Origin of the sequence: Mesonia mobilis DSM 19841 (assembly GCF_000423405.1) — a bacterium.
GTDB lineage: Bacteria > Bacteroidota > Bacteroidia > Flavobacteriales > Flavobacteriaceae > Mesonia > Mesonia mobilis.
The window spans coordinates 513310-530662 of record NZ_AUHX01000001.1 but is presented as its reverse complement, the minus strand read 5'-3'; the positions used below and the strand labels follow the sequence as shown (position 1 = coordinate 530662).

Here is a 17353-nt window from a genome sequence, read left to right as displayed (position 1 = left end):
TATGAATCAGCCATTGGCATATGTACATCCGGGAGCTAAAATAGCCAAAAATGTAGTGATTGAGCCTTTTACTACCATTCATAATAATGTGGAAATAGGTGAAGGAAGCTGGATCGGTTCTAACGTAACCATTATGGAAGGTGCTCGTATTGGTAAAAATGTAAGTATTTTTCCGGGAGCTGTAATTTCAGCGGTACCACAAGATAAAAAGTTTAACGATGAAGAAACCGTAACCATTATTGGTGATAACACAACCATTAGAGAGTGTGTAACCATTAATAGAGGTACTTCAGACCGAATGAAAACCGTGATCGGTAAAAATTGTTGGATTATGGCGTATTGCCATATTGCTCACGATTGTATTGTGGGTGACAACTGTATTTTTTCGAACAATAGTACGTTAGCAGGTCATATTACAGTAGGAGATCACGTAGTTTTAGCGGGAATGACTGCTATTCAGCAATTTTGTATGGTAGGTAGTCACGCCTTTATTACCGGAGGTTCTTTGGTAAGAAAAGATGTTCCGCCATTTGTAAAAGCTGCTCGTGAACCTTTATCTTATGTTGGGATCAATTCTATTGGTTTACGTAGAAGAGGTTTTTCAACAGAAAAAATTAGAGAAGTTCAAGATATTTATCGAATTTTATATCAAAAAAATTATAATAACTCTCAAGCCGTTACGATCATCGAAGCAGAAATGGAAGCAACTCCAGAGCGAGATGATATTTTAGAATTCATCAAGAATTCTCAACGCGGAATTATGAAGGGTTATTTTTCAAATTAAAACATAAACAGAAATGGCAAGTACAAGTGATATTAGAAACGGGTTATGTATTCGTTATAACCACGATATTTATAAAATTATTGAATTTTTACACGTAAAACCAGGTAAAGGTCCTGCATTTGTAAGAACAAAATTAAAAAGTGTAACTACAGGAAAAACTATTGAAAATACCTTTTCTGCAGGTCATAAAATTGATGATGTTCGTGTAGAAACGCATAAATTTCAGTTTTTATACAATGATGGTGAATTCTATCATTTTATGAATACAGAAGATTATACGCAGATCAGATTAGTAGAATCTGCATTAGACGCACCGGGATTAATGAAAGAAGGAGAAGTGGTAACCGTAATTATCAATTCGGAAGATAATGCGCCACTTTCTGTAGAAATGCCACCAAGTGTAATTCTAGAAGTTACGCATACCGAGCCGGGTGTAAAAGGAAATACGGCAACTAATGCTACCAAACCGGCAACGGTAGAAACCGGAGCAGAAGTAAATGTACCTTTATTTATTAATGAAGGTGATAAAATTAAAATTGAAACCGAAAAGGGTACGTACAAAGAACGTATTAAAGAATAAATAGGTTGAAAACTATATGAAGTTTCCGCAAACGCACACACTTCAACAAATCGCAACCATTATTAATGCTGAATTTGTTGGTGATTCAAATTTTCCGGTCGAGGGGATGAATGAAATTCATGTAGTTACTCCGGGTGATATTGTTTTTGTAGATCATCCAAAATATTACGATAAAGCTTTACAATCTGCGGCAACTATTATTCTTATCAATAAAGAAGTAGAATGTCCAGAGGGTAAAGCTTTGTTAATTTCAGACGATCCGTTTCGAGATTTTAATAAGCTTACCGATTATTTTAAGCCTTTTCAAAAATCTGTGGAGAATATTTCTTCTTCCGCAGAAATAGGAGAGAACACCGTGATTCAACCTAATAGTTTTATAGGCAATCACGTAAAAATTGGTAAGAACTGTATTATTCATTCAAATGTGAGCATTTATGATTATACAGAAATTGGCGATAACGTAACCATTCATTCAAACACCGTTTTAGGAGCTTCTGCTTTTTATTACAAAAATCGACCTGAAGGTTTCGATCAGCTAAAATCTGGCGGACGCGTACTTATTGAAGATAATGTAGATATTGGCGCAGCTTGTACAATAGATCGTGGTGTATCTGGCGATACGACTATTAAAAAAGGCACAAAAATAGATAACCAAGTACATATTGGTCACGATACGGTAATTGGTGAAAAATGTTTAATCGCTTCGCAAGTGGGTATTGCCGGTTGTGTTGTGATAGAAAATGAAGTTACTATTTGGGGCCAAGTAGGAATCACGAGCGGAATTACCATTGGTGAAAAAGCAGTCATTTCAGCGCAAAGTGGCGTAAGCAAATCGTTAGCAGGTCATACTTCTTATTTTGGTACTCCGGCAGATACTTTCAGAAAAAAATATAAAGAAATAGCCTCTATTCGTTTAATCCCAAGTCTAATTGAAAAAATAGATAAACTTTAGTATGCAATCCAAAGAAAAGCAATTAGTACAAGATTTTTATACCTCTGGTTTTCATGAAGATACTTCTTTATTAGAAAAATATCTTCACGAAGACGCTACGATCTACTGGAATTCTAGTTCAGGGTTTTCAAAACTAGATTTTGAAGATTTTTCTAGAATGTCTTCAGATCTTGGTAAGTCTTACGAAGGTCTTTCTTGTGAAATCACGCATTTGCTACAAGAAGATAATAAAGTAGCGATCAGGTTTACTTACCATGCCAACACGATTGAAGATCCGGAAGAAGATGGAGCATTAGCACATTTTATGTGTATCTGGGAGATAAAAGACAATAAATTATACGAAGGTTACTTAATTAGTCAACCGGGAGACGATTCTGAAGAAAATATCTCATCTTTTCTTCCAAAAAACTAGTAAAAACTTTTAGAGTTACTTTTAAAAAATTAAATTTGCAAGGCAACAAATCAAGAAAAAAATTATGAGCGTTTTAGTAAATAAAGATTCAAAAATAATTGTTCAAGGATTTACCGGTAGTGAAGGTACTTTTCACGCTGAACAAATGATAGATTACGGTACTAATGTTGTAGGAGGTGTAACTCCGGGCAAAGGTGGTCAAACTCATTTAGGAAAACCGGTTTTTAATACTGTTGCAGAAGCTGTAAAAGAAGCTGAAGCAGACACGACTATTATTTTTGTGCCGCCGGCATTCGCAGCAGACGCAATTATGGAAGCAGCAGATGCAGGAATCAAAGTAATTATCACAATTACTGAAGGTATTCCGGTAGCAGATATGATTAAAGCCTCAAACTATATTCAAAATAAAGACTGTCGTTTAATTGGTCCTAACTGTCCGGGTGTAATTACTCCGGGTGAAGCTAAAGTTGGTATTATGCCAGGTTTCGTTTTCAAAAAAGGTAAAGTTGGTATCGTATCTAAATCAGGTACCTTAACTTACGAAGCAGCAGACCAAGTAGTAAAACAAGGTCTTGGTATTACGACTGCAATTGGTATTGGTGGTGATCCAATTATTGGTACAACTACTAAAGAAGCGGTTGAGTTATTAATTAACGATCCAGAAACAGAATGTGTAGTAATGATTGGTGAAATTGGAGGTCAATTAGAAGCCGATGCTGCACAATGGTATAAAGAAAGCGGTTCTAAAAAACCAATCGTTGGTTTTATCGCTGGTGAAACTGCTCCTGCAGGAAGAACAATGGGTCACGCGGGTGCAATTGTTGGTGGTAGTGAAGATACTGCTCAAGCAAAAAAGAAAATTATGAGCGAATGCGGAATTCACGTAGTAGATTCTCCAGCTGAAATTGGTAAAAAAGTAGCTGAAGCGCTTGCATAAAAATAGTTCTGTTAAAAAATTAACAGATTTTGTAACATTTAAAGTTCGTTAGTGTCTTATAACTAACGAACTTTTTTTATTTTTAAGAGTTACTTAACTTAATACTAACTTATGAAGAAATTTTATTTACCAATTTTCTTCTTTCTGGGCTCTGTAGCATTAATTAGTTGCGGCGACGATAAAGAAGAGAAAGACAAGGATGCAGAAGACCAATACCATCATACCGATGAGGCTGGTTTTTCTTACGAAACCTTTAAAAACGATCCAACCGGTTTACGTCTATATACGTTAGACAACGGGCTAAAAGTGTATTTAGGCAAAAATGAAGAAGAACCTAAAATACAAACCTTAATTGCCGTTCGTGCCGGTTCTACTTATGATCCTGCAGATAATACAGGTTTAGCACACTATTTAGAGCATATGGTTTTTAAAGGAACCGATAAAATAGGAACCCAAGATTGGGAAACCGAAAAAGTGCTTTTAGATAGTATTTCAGATTTATATGAAAAGCATAAAGCTGAACAAGATCCTGAAAAAAAGAAAGCAATTTATACGCAAATCGATTCTGTTTCTCAAAAAGCTTCAGAATATTCCATCGCGAATGAATACGATAAAATGGTGGCTTCTTTAGGAGCTGAAGGGACTAATGCTTTTACTTCTAACGAGCAAACCGTTTATGTAAATAAAATTCCTTCTAACGAGTTAGACAAATGGTTAAATGTAGAAAGTGAGCGTTTCAGTAATTTAGTATTACGTTTATTTCATACCGAATTAGAAGCAGTTTATGAAGAATTTAACCGTGGGCAAGACAGCGACGGTCGTAAACAATACCAAGCTACTTTAGAAGGTTTATTCCCAACGCATCCTTATGGTACACAAAGTACGATCGGTAAGTCTGAGCATCTTAAAAATCCTTCCATGGAAGCGATTCACGCTTACTTTGATAAATATTACGTGCCTAACAATATGGCAGTTGTTTTAGTAGGAGATATCGATTATGATGCAACCATCAAAAAAGTAAACGATGCCTTTGGTGATTATGAGAAAAAAGAAGTTTCTCACCCAAGTTTCCCGGATGAGCAACCCATTACAGCTCCGGTAGAAAAAGAGGTTTTCGGACCAACTTCAGAGTCTGTTTACGTCGCTTTTAGAACCGATGGAGTAGGAAGTAAAGACCAAAAAATCGTAACACTTATCGATTATATTCTAGCTAATTCTCAAGCTGGTTTAATCGATTTAGATTTAAATCAGCAGCAAAAAGTTCAGCGTGCATCTTCATTTACCAACTTTAATAATGATTATGGTTTCCATTTACTTTATGGGATGCCAAAAGCTAATCAAAGTTTAGATGAAGTAAAAGAATTATTATTAGCTGAAATTGAAAAAATCAAAAAAGGTGAATTTGACGATTGGTTAGTAGAAGCCGTGATCAACGATTTAAAACTATCAGAAATTCGTCAGTACGAAGATGCTTCTTCAACAGCTTACGCGTATATGGATGCGTTTATTCACTTTGAAGATTGGCAAGATCAGGTCGATTTTATTGAAGACTTAAAATCGGTGACCAAAGAAGATTTAGTGAACTACGCAAACAAACATTATAAGGATAATTATGTGGCGGTTTACAAACGTAAGGGAGAAGATTCTAACATTGCGAAAGTTGAAAATCCTGGAATTACTCCTGTAAAATTAAATCGCGATAAGCAATCAGAGTTTATCAAAGAATTCAATAAAACAGAATCTCCGGCGTTAGAACCGCAATATGTAGATTACGATCAAGCCATTCAAAATTCAGAAACAGAAAGCGGTTTGCCTGTAGCTTATATCGAGAATGAGAATAACGATTTATTCAACCTATACATCATTTTCGATATGGGGCAAGACAACGATAAAGAATTGTCTCTGGCAGCAGGATATTTAGATTATTTAGGAACCGAAAAATATTCACCGGAAGAAATAAAACAAGAGTTTTACAAACTAGGGATCAACTATTTTGTAAGCTCTGGAAACGATAAAACTTACGTAGGTCTTTCAGGATTAAAAGAAAACTTACCGGAAGGTTTAGCATTATTAGAAGATCTTTGGAGCAACGCCAAAGCAGATCAAGAAACCTACGATAAGTATGTAGAACAGATCTTAAAAGGTCGTGAAGACAATAAAACGCAAAAAGGAAATATTCTTTTTAACGGTTTAATGAATTACGGTCGTTACGGTGAAAATTCAAGATTGCGTGATATTTATTCTTCGGAAGAATTAAAAAATAAAAATCCTGAAGAATTAGTTCAAAAGGTAAAAGATATGCGTAATTACAAACAGCGTATTTTCTACTACGGAAAAGATCTCGATAAAGCTGTTGCAGCGATCGACGAAAACCACAAACTTCCTGCAGAACTTAAAGAATATCCGGAAGCTAAAGAATACAAAGAAGTAGATACCGGTAAAAAAGTGTACTTTGTAGATTACGATATGGTGCAGGCAGAAATGGTTTTCTTATCGAAAGGAGAAGATTTTAGTCCGGAGAAAATGGCAGCAACCGAGTTGTTCAATACTTATTTTGGTAGCGGACTTTCATCTATTGTTTTCCAAGAAATTAGAGAATCTCAATCGTTGGCTTATTCAGCCTATTCTGCATACCAAACCGCAAGTGAAAAAGATAAGCCAAATTACGTGATGGCTTACATTGGTACACAAGCCAACAAAATGCCACAAGCGGTAGATGCGATGATGGAGTTAATGACGAATATGCCAGAAGCAGAAGAGCAATTTCAATCGGCAAAAGAAGCTACTTTAAAGCAAATTGCTGCCGATAGAATTACTAAAACTTCTATTTTCTGGAACTACGAAAGCCTGAAAAAACGCGGAATGGATCACGATTATCGTGAAGAAATGTACAACGCGATTAAAGATATGACGATGGAAGATCTAAAAGAATTTTTCAACAACAATATCAAAGGGCAAGATTACAATGTGATGGTGATCGGTAACAAAGAAGATGTCGATATGCAATCACTGTCTAAACTAGGAGAAGTGGAAGAATTAGACATCGATTATTTATTTAATTACGAAAATTCTTCAGAAGATTTAAAACTCTAAGTTTTACTTCAACTTAAAAGAAAACCTCTCGAGATTTCGAGAGGTTTTTTTATGCCAAAACTCTAAGCGAATTATTATATTTGGCTTTGCTATTATTAAATCAATTCAAATTATGAAAATATTAGAAGGAAAAAATGCTATCATTACCGGAGCCAGTCGTGGTATTGGTAGAGGTATCGCACAAGTTTTTGCTCAACACGGAGCAAACGTGGCATTTACCTATAGCTCATCGGTAGAAGCAGCCGAAGAATTAGAACAAGAATTAACCAATATGGGCGTTAAAGCAAAAGCCTATAAAAGTAATGCTGCAAGTTTTGAAGAAGCGCAAGATTTAATTGCACAAGTATCTAAAGATTTTAGCAGTATCGATATTTTGATCAATAACGCAGGAATCACAAAAGATAACCTGTTAATGCGTATGAGCGAAGAAGACTTCGATAAAGTAATTGAAGTGAACTTAAAGTCTATTTTTAATATGACTAAAGCCGTACAACGTACCATGTTAAAGCAACGCCACGGAAGCATTATTAATATGAGTTCTGTAGTTGGTGTAAAAGGTAACGCCGGTCAATCTAACTATGCCGCTTCTAAAGCAGGAATTATTGGGTTCTCTAAATCGATGGCTTTAGAGTTAGGTTCTAGAAATATTAGAACTAACGTGATCGCTCCAGGTTTTATTGAAACAGAAATGACGGCTAAATTAGATGAAAAAACCGTACAAGGCTGGAGAGATAATATCCCATTAAAACGTGGCGGAAGTCCTGAAGACATCGCCAATGCTTGTGTGTATTTAGGTAGCGATTTAAGTAGTTACGTAACCGGACAGGTAATTAACGTTGACGGCGGAATGCTAACTTAAAACCTAATTAGTTCGAATGATTTTGTGCTGTAAAACAAATCAAAATTGTATCGAAAACTAACTTTTTTACTTCAATTGTCACTTCGAGCGGAGTCGAGAAGTATTTATTATTTAATTGAAAAATTCTAATATAATTTAATGACAGTAACCAACATCCTTTTTATCATTCTAGCAGCGATTATCGCATTAGTATTGGTGTTGGTACAATATTATTTTACGAAGAAAAATAAACGTTCAAAGCACTGGATACTGTTCAGTGCTTTGCGTTTTATCACCTATTTTTCGGTTTTTTTACTCTTAATTAACCCGAAATTCACGAATACCAGTTACACTTTAGAAAAACCGTCTTTGGCAATTGCCGTCGATAATTCTTCATCGATCAATTATTTAGGAGAAAAAGGTGAAGTATTAAATTTGCTGAATCAATTACAGCAAGACGAAGAGCTAACGGAAGCTTTTTCTATTGAAACTTATAGTTTCGGGACTAACTTTACAAACGCAGATTCGTTAAGTTTTTCAGAGCCGCAAAGTAATTTGCATCAAGCGTTTTCTAATCTTCAACAACTTTATAAAAACAAAACAGCTCCGGTTGTTTTTATTTCAGACGGTAATCAAACTTACGGCCAAGATTTTACTTATTCTGCCCAACAACTCAAGCAACCTATTTTTCCGGTGGTTGTGGGCGATACCACACAATATGAAGATCTAAAAATCGGTCAGCTAAATGCTAATCGTTATGCATTTCTCAACAACAAATTTCCGGTAGAAGTATTTGTAAATTATTCAGGGAATTCAGCAATTTCTCGGCGTTTCGAAATCAAGCAAGCGAATCAAACCTTATATTCAGAAACGATTTCCTTCAGTAGCAATAAAACTTCCGCAGTTATTCATGCAACACTTCCTACAAATAGTGTTGGTGTAAAAACCTATTCAGTTGCTATTCAACCGCTAGAAAACGAAAAAAACATCGAAAACAACACCAAGAATTTTGCGGTAGAAGTGATCGATGAAAAAACAAATGTACTGTTACTTTCTTCAATTTTACATCCCGATTTGGGAGCTTTCAAAAAAAGTATAGAACATAACCAGCAGCGAGCTGCAACGATTAAAAATATTGAAGACGATATCGATTTTGGTGAATATCAATTGGTCGTGCTTTATCAACCCGATGAAAATTTTGCGCGTGCTTACGAACAAATTGAGCGTTTAGGGTTGAATACCTTAACCGTCACAGGAACCAAAACGAACTATCAATTTCTGAATAGAAATCAACAAGTTTTCACCAAGCAAACCACCAATCAAGAAGAAGATTATTTAGCGGCTTACAACGAAAATTATTCTTCATTTCAGTTTGAAGATATTGGTTTTGACGATTTTCCGCCTTTAAAAGATAAGTTTGGTGATCTAAGTTTTTCTACAGAAGTAAACCCTTTACTTTTTCAATCGATCGCCGGTTACGATACGGAAACACCTTTATTAGCCACTTTAGAAAAAGGAAGTAAGCGCCACGGATTTTTATTTGGAGAAAACGCTTGGCAATGGAGAGCTAAAAGTTTTTTAGAGGAAGAAAGCTTCAATACGTACGATGAATTTTTCGGAAAACTTATTCAATATTTAGCTTCCAATAAACGTCGAGAGCGATTACGCTTAGATTATAATTCATTCTACAATTCAGGTGAAGATATCGTGTTACAAGCGCAATATTTTGATAAGAATTACGAGTTTGATACACGCGGAAAATTAAATCTTACCGTAAAAAACAAAGAAACCGATGCTTCACAGATATTCCCTTTTTTACTTCGGAATAATCAATATGAAGTAGATTTAAGCAATTTGCCGGCAGGTGATTATACATTTACAGCAAAGGTAGAAGGGGAACAACTTTCAAAATCTGGAAGTTTTACGATTGTCGATTTTGAGGTTGAAAAGCAATTTTTAAATGCTAACCTAAGTGCTTTTCAGCAATTAAGCGATCAAATTTATTTTCCTAATCAGTTTGAAGAAATTAAACAACAATTGCTACAATCGCCGGAGTTCAAACCTATTCAAAAAAGCAAACAAGAAGTTTCTCCCTTAATCGATTGGGTTTATTTATTGGCAATCATTGTTTTTTGCCTATCTTCCGAATGGTTTCTAAGAAAATATTACGGACTTATTTAATTCAATATAATGAACAACAAATTTCCAAAAGCATTAATTCCCGTGATCATCATCGGGATCGTATTTTTAATTATTTTATTTAAAGCAACAGTAACCATTGGTTCTGGTGAAGGCGGCGTTTTATATAGAACGCTCGATGGCGGTGTTGTGACCGACGAACCACCAATGGGCGAAGGTTTTCATTTTGTTGCTCCGTGGAACAGTGTTTTTGTTTACGAAGTACGGCAACAATCTTTAGAAGAGAAAATGCAGGTGTTAAGTTCTAACGGACTAGAAATTAAACTGGATGCATCTACTTGGTTTCAGCCTAAATATGACGATTTAGGAAAACTTCATAAAGAAAAAGGAGAAAAATACATCGAACGATTATTAAAACCCGCAGTTAGATCTGCCGCTAGAGCAGTAGTTGGTCGTTACAGTCCTGAGCAATTATATGCCAGTAAGCGAGAAGCTATTCAAAAAGAAATTTTAGAAGAAACACAGCTTTTACTAAAAAACCAATACGTACAAGTAAATGAAATTTTAGTAAGAGATGTTTCTTTGCCAACGACTATTAAAGACGCGATTGAACGTAAATTACGTCAAGAGCAAGAATCTTTAGAGTACGAATTTAGATTGACTAAAGCACAAAAAGAAGCTGAACGACAAAAAATTGAGGCCGAAGGTAAAGCGAGAGCAAATACAATTTTGAGTCAGTCGTTAACCGATAAAGTTTTAAAAGAAAAAGGAATCCAGGCAACCGTCGAACTTTCAAAATCGAATAATGCTAAAGTAATCGTAGTTGGGAGCGGCGATGAAGGACTACCAATAATTTTAGGTAACAATTAGACGAATATTAAATTTTTCTAAAATTCATTTTTTCTTCTGAATAATTTATAAGTTTGTAAAATAATGAGACAAATTAATTTACATCACCATCATATTCACTTCCACGCTCAAGCGAGGTGATTATGTATTTGATGAAATTCAAAGATAATTTACAAACCCGTTTGAGTAGTTTCAAACGGGTTTTTTGTTGCCTAAATTTAACTGCTCAAACTTTATTTTAATCAAAAATGTTAAAAATTGCTATTCAAAAATCGGGACGTTTACACGACGATTCCATTAAAATTTTAAAAGAAGCCGGTATTTATATCGATAACGGAAAAGATCAGTTAAAAACGACTTCTCGTAATTTTCCGTTAGAAGTTTTATACTTAAGAAACGGCGATATTCCGCAGTATTTAAGAGATGGCGTGGTAGATATAGCTATTTTAGGAGAAAATCTTTTAGTTGAAAAAGGCGAAGATCTAAAAATCGTAGAGAAGCTAGGATTTTCTAAATGTCGGGTTTCGGTGGCGGTTCCTAAAGAAAATGATTTTAATAGCTTACAAGATCTAGAAGGAAAGAAAATAGCCACTTCTTATCCCAATACCGTCAAGAATTTTTTAGCTGAAAAAGGAATCAACGCAGAATTACACAAAATTTCCGGTTCGGTAGAAATCGCTCCGAATATAGGCTTGGCAGATGCAATTGTCGATATCGTTTCCAGCGGAAGCACTTTATTCAAAAACAATTTAAAAGAAGTTGAGCAAATTTTAAAAAGTGAAGCGGTTTTAGCGGTTTCGCCACAAATTTCTGCGGAAGCCAATCAGATTTTAGACAAACTTTTATTTAGGATCCAGTCGGTTTTAAAAGCGAGAACCTCAAAATATGTATTGCTGAATGCTCCTAAAGATAAGCTCGATAAAATCATCGAGATTTTACCGGGAATGAAGAGTCCGACGGTGTTGCCATTAGCAAAAGAAGGTTGGAGTTCACTACATTCTGTAATTAATGAAGAAACTTTTTGGGATGTAATCGACGAGTTAAAAACTAACGGCGCCGAAGGAATTCTTATTTGCCCAATAGAAAAAATGGTATTGTAAAATTGAGTCTGTCGAAGTGTATTTTGAGATTAAATACAAATGCGATAATAAAAAATTAGAACGTGTAATGCTGAACTTCTAGGTCATCCCGAGTGGAGTCGAGGGACAGCATCACATCAACAATATAGAATTAGAGATAGTAGGATGAGATCCCGGATCAAGTCCGGGATAACTAAGAATTAAAAAATAGAATTTGTCACCTCGAGCATAATCAAGAGGTAAAAAATATAAGTATGAAAATCATAAAAAATCCATCATCAAAAAACTGGGAAGAAGTTTTAAAACGCCCCACGCAAACGGTAGATGATATTGAAGCAACGGTAAACGAAATCTTTACAGAAGTAAGATCTAAAGGTGATCAGGCTATCGAAAAATACACGAGTTTATTTGATGGGATCGTGATTAAAAATATAGAAGTTTCTTCGGAAGAAATTCAGCAAGCAGAAAAAGAAATTTCAGCAGAATTAAAAGAAGCTATTCAATTAGCGAAAGAGAATATCACTAAATTTCACGCTGCTCAAAAAACCGATCGAGTTGAAGTTGAAACGCAAAACGGAGTAAAATGCTGGCAAGAAAAACGGCCGATTCAAAAAGTGGGATTATATATTCCCGGTGGTTCTGCACCTTTGTTTTCAACTATATTAATGTTGGCAGTTCCGGCGCAATTAGCAGGTTGTAAAGAAATTGTTTTATGCACGCCACCAGATAAAAAAGGCAATATCCATCCGGCTATTTTGTACACTGCAAATTTATGCGGAGTCACCAAAATCTTTAAAGTTGGCGGTATTCAAGCCATTGCAGGATTAACTTTTGGTACGGAAAGCATTCCGCAGGTTTATAAAATTTTTGGTCCGGGTAATCAATTTGTAACGGTGGCCAAACAACTAGCCACAAGATTTAATGTCGCGATCGATATGCCGGCAGGACCTTCAGAATTATTGGTGTTTGCAGATAAAACTGCTAACGCAAGCTTTGTCGCTTCAGATTTACTTTCGCAAGCAGAACACGGAGCCGATAGTCAGGTGATTTTGGTCACTATTTCTGAAGATATTTTAAAAGAAGTTGAAGAAAAAATTCAGCAGCAACTAAAAGAATTACCGAGAAAAGCTATTGCAGAAAAAGCCATTGAAAATTCAAAATTAATTTTAGTTGAAAATGATGAAATCGCTTTACAATTGATCAATCAATATGCTCCGGAACATTTTATTGTAGTCGCAAAAAATGAAGAATTTTTTGTCAACGGAATTCAAAATGCAGGTTCAGTTTTTATTGGCAATTACACACCTGAAAGTGCGGGAGATTACGCTTCAGGAACCAACCATACGTTACCCACAAATGCTTACGCTAAACAATATAGCGGAGTGAATTTGGACAGTTTTCAAAAGAGTATGACCTTTCAGAAAATTAATGAAACGGGAATTAAATCTATTGGAAAAACAATTGAATTAATGGCAGAAGCAGAAGGTTTACAAGCGCATAAAAATGCTGTAAGCTTAAGGTTAAAGAGTTTAGAATAATAATCAGGATGAGATCCCGGATCAAGTCAGGGATGACGATAATTAACCATTCGTCATGCTGAACTTATTGGTCATCCCGAGCGGAGTCGAGGGACAGCATCACATCATCTAAAGTATAGAGATATTAATTTCATCTCAAAAATATTCGAGTGGTAAAAGGACAAATATGAGCGAATTTAATTTACAAAATTTAGTACGAGCTAACGTACAAAAATTACAGCCATATTCTTCGGCGCGTGATGAATATAAAGCTTCAGGTACAGAAATGATTTTTCTTGATGCTAATGAGAATCCCTATGAAAATGGCATGAATCGTTATCCAGATCCGCAACAGCGTGATTTAAAATCGGCTTTAGCAAAACTGAAGAACGTAAAGGAAGAGCAAATTTTATTTGGTAATGGTAGCGATGAAGTTTTAGATTTAATCTTCCGCGCTTTTTGTGAACCCGGTGTTGATAATGTGATTACGCTTCCGCCAACTTACGGAATGTATAAGGTCTTGACCGGAATAAATAATATCGAAAATCGGGAAGTTTTACTCACTGAAGAATTTCAATTAGACATAAAATCGATATTAAAATTGGTCGACGAGCAAACCAAATTACTTTTTATTTGTTCGCCAAATAATCCGACAGGCAACGCTTTCGATGCTCGCGCTATCAAAACCATTTTAGAAAATTTCAACGGAATTGTAGTCATCGATGAAGCGTATATCGATTTTTCTTCTTACGAAACTTGGATCGGTTTTGTAGATCTTTATCCTAATTTAATCGTTACCCAAACGCTTTCTAAAGCCTACGGAATGGCAGGAATTCGATTGGGAATTTGCTATGCTTCCGCAGCAATTATTTCAGTTCTAAATAAGATCAAACCGCCTTATAATGTGAATGAATTAACGCAGCAAAAAGCTTTGGAGCGTGTTTTGGCGGTAGATGAAGTTTTTGATGAAGTAGAAAGCATTTTAGAAGAAAGAAACCGCTTGATGATTGCTTTACAGGAAATTAAATTCATCAAAGAGATTTTTCCGACAGATGCGAATTTTGTTTTGGTAAAAGTAGATGATGCCAATGAACGTTACCAAGAATTAATTGAAAAAGGGATTGTGATTAGAAACCGAACCACACAACCGCTTTGCGAAAACACTTTACGTTTTACCATTGGTACTTCAGTAGAAAATAAAAAGCTAGTAGAAGCTTTAAAATTTTTAAATAAAGAAATTTAGGTAAAAGGAAGTGATAATATTTTCCTGCAAGGTCTTTCCGACCTTGTAGGTATAGAAAACAAGGAATAACAAAAACCTACAAGGTTTTCAAAACCTTGCAGGAATAAGGAAAATAATATGAAAAAAGTTTTATTTATAGATCGAGACGGAACGTTAATTCACGAACCGGAAGATTATCAAATCGATAGCTTGGAAAAGCTTGAATTTTATTCTGAAGTGATTTTCTATCTTTCTAAAATAGCCAAAGAACTCGATTACGAATTGGTAATGGTCACTAATCAAGATGGTTTGGGAACAGAAGAATTTCCGGAGAAAGATTTTTGGCCTATTCAGCATTTTATAGAAAAAGTTTTTGCGAATGAAGGTGCAAAATTTAATGAAAGCTTGATCGATAAGACTTATGCAAAAGATAATGCGGAAACACGAAAACCAAATATCGGTTTACTAGAACAGCAAGGTTATTTAGAAGAGGGAAAATACGATTTGAAAAACTCTTTTATGGTTGGTGACCGCTTAACCGATGTTGAATTTGCTTACAATTTTGGCGGCAAAGGAATTTTTATCAATACCCACGTAGATTTAGGTGCCGATGAAATTCAGAATAAAAAAGAAGAAGTTGAAAATGCGATTGCTTTGCAAACCGATTCTTGGAAAGAGATTTATGAGTTTTTAAAGCTGAAGGATCGAACGTCAAGCATTAAAAGAAAAACCAACGAAACCGATATTGACATCGAGTTAAATCTAGATGGAACCGGAAAAAGCGAGATCGATACAGGAATTGCATTTTTCGATCATATGTTAGATCAGCTTTCGCGTCACGGTCAGATGGATTTAAAGATTCGGGTAAAAGGCGATCTAGAAGTCGATGAACACCACACGATCGAAGATACAGCGATTGCCTTAGGTGAAGTTTTTCAGCAAGCTTTAGGGAATAAATTAGGGATTGAACGTTACGGTTTTTGCTTACCGATGGACGATTGTTTAGCGCAAGTAGTGATTGATTTTGGGGGCAGAAATTGGTTAGTTTGGGAAGCCGATTTTCAACGAGAAATGATCGGGAAAATGCCCACCGAAATGTTTTATCACTTCTTTAAATCTTTTTCAGATGGTGCAAAAGCCAACCTAAATATTAAGGCTGAAGGAAAAAATGAACATCATAAAATTGAAGCCATTTTTAAAGCGTTCGCCAAAGCTATTAAAGCCGCAGTAAAGCGTGATACTGAAAAAATGATTTTACCAAGTACCAAAGGAATGCTTTAGCAGAACTGAGATTTTTAGAGGTGAGCGGTGAGAAATACCAATTTGAAATATAAAGGAATGAAAAGCAAAGAACAAAAGTCTTCCCCCGTGGGGGGAAACAAAGGGGGCTTAGTCATAATAAATTACGGCGCAGGAAATATTCAGAGCATCAAATTTGCGATTCAGCGATTGGGTTTTGAAGCTAAACTTTCTGATGATCCAGAAGAAATTCAGCAAGCCGATAAAGTAATTTTTCCCGGTGTAGGCGAGGCGAGTAGTGCGATGAAAAAATTAAAAGCTACGGGATTAGATCAACTCATTCCGGAGTTAACACAACCGGTTTTGGGTATTTGTTTAGGGATGCAATTAATGTGTAAACATTCTGAAGAAGGCGATACAAAAGGGCTTGGGATTTTTGATGTAGAAGTAAAACGTTTCTCTAATCAAGTGAAAGTTCCACAAATTGGGTGGAATCAAATTTCTAATCTTCAAACAGAATTATTTCAAGGTATAAAAGAACAAGAATTTATGTACCTCGTGCATAGTTTTTATGCTGAAAAATGTGACGAGATGATCTCAGAAACCACTTACGATGTCGCTTATGCTTCCGCTTTAAAGAAAAATAACTTTTTCGGAGTACAATTTCACCCTGAAAAAAGCAGCCAAGCCGGAGAGAGAATTCTAGATAACTTTTTGAATATAAATATTTGAGCTGTTTAATTTAAATCTGAAATAACAAAAATACGTCATGCTGAACTTGATTCAGCATCACATCCTGAATATGTTAATTAAATAAATATGTAATGCGATCCCAGATCAAGTCTGGAATGACAAAAAACCTAAACGAAATCTAACTTAATTATGAGAATCATCCCAGCCATAGATATTATAGACGGCAAATGTGTTCGACTTTCTAAAGGCGATTACAATACCAAGAAAATTTATAATGAAAATCCAATCGAAGTGGCTAAACAATTTGAAGCCTACGGAATTCAATATTTACATTTAGTCGATTTAGATGGTGCGAAAAGCAAACATATTGTCAACTATAAAATCTTAGAAGAAATCGCTTCTAAAACGAGTTTGAAGATTGATTTTGGTGGCGGACTCAAATCTAACGAAGACCTTCGTATCGCTTTTGAAAGTGGAGCGCAGCAAATTACCGGAGGAAGCATCGCTGTAAAAAATAAATCGCTTTTTAGTAATTGGATTCAAGAATACGGAAGTGAAAAAATCATTTTAGGCGCCGATGCAAATGACGAAAAAATAGCGGTTTCGGGTTGGCAAGAAGATTCAGAAGAAAATTTGATTCCGTTCATTCAGCAATACCAAGAAAAAGGAATTCAATATGTGATTTGTACCGATATTAGTAAAGACGGGATGTTAGAAGGTCCTTCTTTTGAATTGTATAAAAAGATTTTGACAGAAACTGTCACTTCGAGCGGAGTCGAGAAGATAAAATTGATCGCTTCCGGAGGAATTTCATCGTTTGGTGAACTTCCAAAACTTGCCGAAATGGGTTGCGAAGGAACCATCATTGGCAAAGCGATTTACGAAAACAGAATTAGTTTAAAACAATTAGAAAGCTATATTTTAGAAAGTCATTAATTAGAAATAAAAAACTGAATTGTCACACTGAGCTTGTCGAAGTGTTATTTCAACTTCATCTAGATAATTAATAACTTAAAATA

The 17353-nt window shown here is 35.3% G+C and carries 15 protein-coding genes; all 15 read left to right on the top strand.

Features of this window, described 5'->3' with window-relative positions:
- The first annotated feature begins 1 nt into the window (after nt 1).
- The 15 genes from lpxA (at nt 2) to hisA (ending at nt 17270) form a co-directional block, all read left to right on the top strand.
- Complete coding sequence (gene lpxA, locus G551_RS0102385; protein WP_027884064.1) at nt 2-784, top strand: acyl-ACP--UDP-N-acetylglucosamine O-acyltransferase; 783 nt, start codon at nt 2-4, stop codon at nt 782-784.
- 13 nt (nt 785-797) lie between these two features.
- Nucleotides 798-1364: an elongation factor P gene (gene efp / locus G551_RS0102380; RefSeq protein WP_027884063.1), complete on the top strand. Its 567-nt coding sequence runs from the start codon at nt 798-800 to the stop codon at nt 1362-1364.
- A gap of 16 nt (nt 1365-1380) precedes the next feature.
- A complete protein-coding gene (locus G551_RS0102375) occupies nt 1381-2316 on the top strand; it encodes a UDP-3-O-(3-hydroxymyristoyl)glucosamine N-acyltransferase (RefSeq protein WP_027884062.1) in 936 nt (311 codons plus the stop codon).
- A gap of 1 nt (nt 2317) precedes the next feature.
- On the top strand, nt 2318-2728 hold the full coding sequence (locus tag G551_RS0102370) for a nuclear transport factor 2 family protein (RefSeq protein ID WP_027884061.1): 411 nt from the start codon (nt 2318-2320) through the stop codon (nt 2726-2728).
- 64 nt (nt 2729-2792) lie between these two features.
- The gene (sucD, locus tag G551_RS0102365; RefSeq protein WP_027884060.1) at nt 2793-3665 is read left to right on the top strand and encodes a succinate--CoA ligase subunit alpha; all 873 of its coding nucleotides are present in this window, start codon (nt 2793-2795) and stop codon (nt 3663-3665) included.
- Between the two features lie 111 nt (nt 3666-3776).
- Nucleotides 3777-6758 (top strand): M16 family metallopeptidase, encoded by a 2982-nt coding sequence (locus G551_RS0102360; RefSeq protein WP_027884059.1) that lies wholly within the window; start codon nt 3777-3779, stop codon nt 6756-6758.
- A gap of 112 nt (nt 6759-6870) precedes the next feature.
- A complete protein-coding gene (gene fabG / locus G551_RS0102355) occupies nt 6871-7617 on the top strand; it encodes a 3-oxoacyl-[acyl-carrier-protein] reductase (protein ID WP_027884058.1) in 747 nt (248 codons plus the stop codon).
- Between the two features lie 138 nt (nt 7618-7755).
- On the top strand, nt 7756-9777 hold the full coding sequence (locus tag G551_RS0102350; RefSeq protein WP_027884057.1) for a vWA domain-containing protein: 2022 nt from the start codon (nt 7756-7758) through the stop codon (nt 9775-9777).
- A gap of 9 nt (nt 9778-9786) precedes the next feature.
- Nucleotides 9787-10605 (top strand): prohibitin family protein, encoded by an 819-nt coding sequence (locus tag G551_RS0102345; protein ID WP_036243115.1) that lies wholly within the window; start codon nt 9787-9789, stop codon nt 10603-10605.
- Nucleotides 10606-10832: 227 nt separating this feature from the next.
- The gene (hisG, locus tag G551_RS0102340; protein WP_027884055.1) at nt 10833-11684 is read left to right on the top strand and encodes an ATP phosphoribosyltransferase; all 852 of its coding nucleotides are present in this window, start codon (nt 10833-10835) and stop codon (nt 11682-11684) included.
- A gap of 233 nt (nt 11685-11917) precedes the next feature.
- Complete coding sequence (gene hisD / locus G551_RS0102335) at nt 11918-13201, top strand: histidinol dehydrogenase (protein WP_027884054.1); 1284 nt, start codon at nt 11918-11920, stop codon at nt 13199-13201.
- 166 nt (nt 13202-13367) lie between these two features.
- On the top strand, nt 13368-14423 hold the full coding sequence (gene hisC, locus G551_RS0102330) for a histidinol-phosphate transaminase (RefSeq protein ID WP_027884053.1): 1056 nt from the start codon (nt 13368-13370) through the stop codon (nt 14421-14423).
- 117 nt (nt 14424-14540) lie between these two features.
- Nucleotides 14541-15683, top strand: coding sequence for a bifunctional histidinol-phosphatase/imidazoleglycerol-phosphate dehydratase HisB (gene hisB / locus G551_RS0102325; RefSeq protein WP_027884052.1), 1143 nt, complete (start codon nt 14541-14543; stop codon nt 15681-15683).
- 57 nt (nt 15684-15740) lie between these two features.
- Complete coding sequence (hisH, locus tag G551_RS0102320) at nt 15741-16373, top strand: imidazole glycerol phosphate synthase subunit HisH (protein WP_051191196.1); 633 nt, start codon at nt 15741-15743, stop codon at nt 16371-16373.
- Between the two features lie 150 nt (nt 16374-16523).
- Nucleotides 16524-17270, top strand: a complete 747-nt coding sequence (gene hisA / locus G551_RS0102315; RefSeq protein WP_027884050.1) for a 1-(5-phosphoribosyl)-5-[(5-phosphoribosylamino)methylideneamino]imidazole-4-carboxamide isomerase — start codon at nt 16524-16526, stop codon at nt 17268-17270.
- Nucleotides 17271-17353 lie beyond the last annotated feature (83 nt).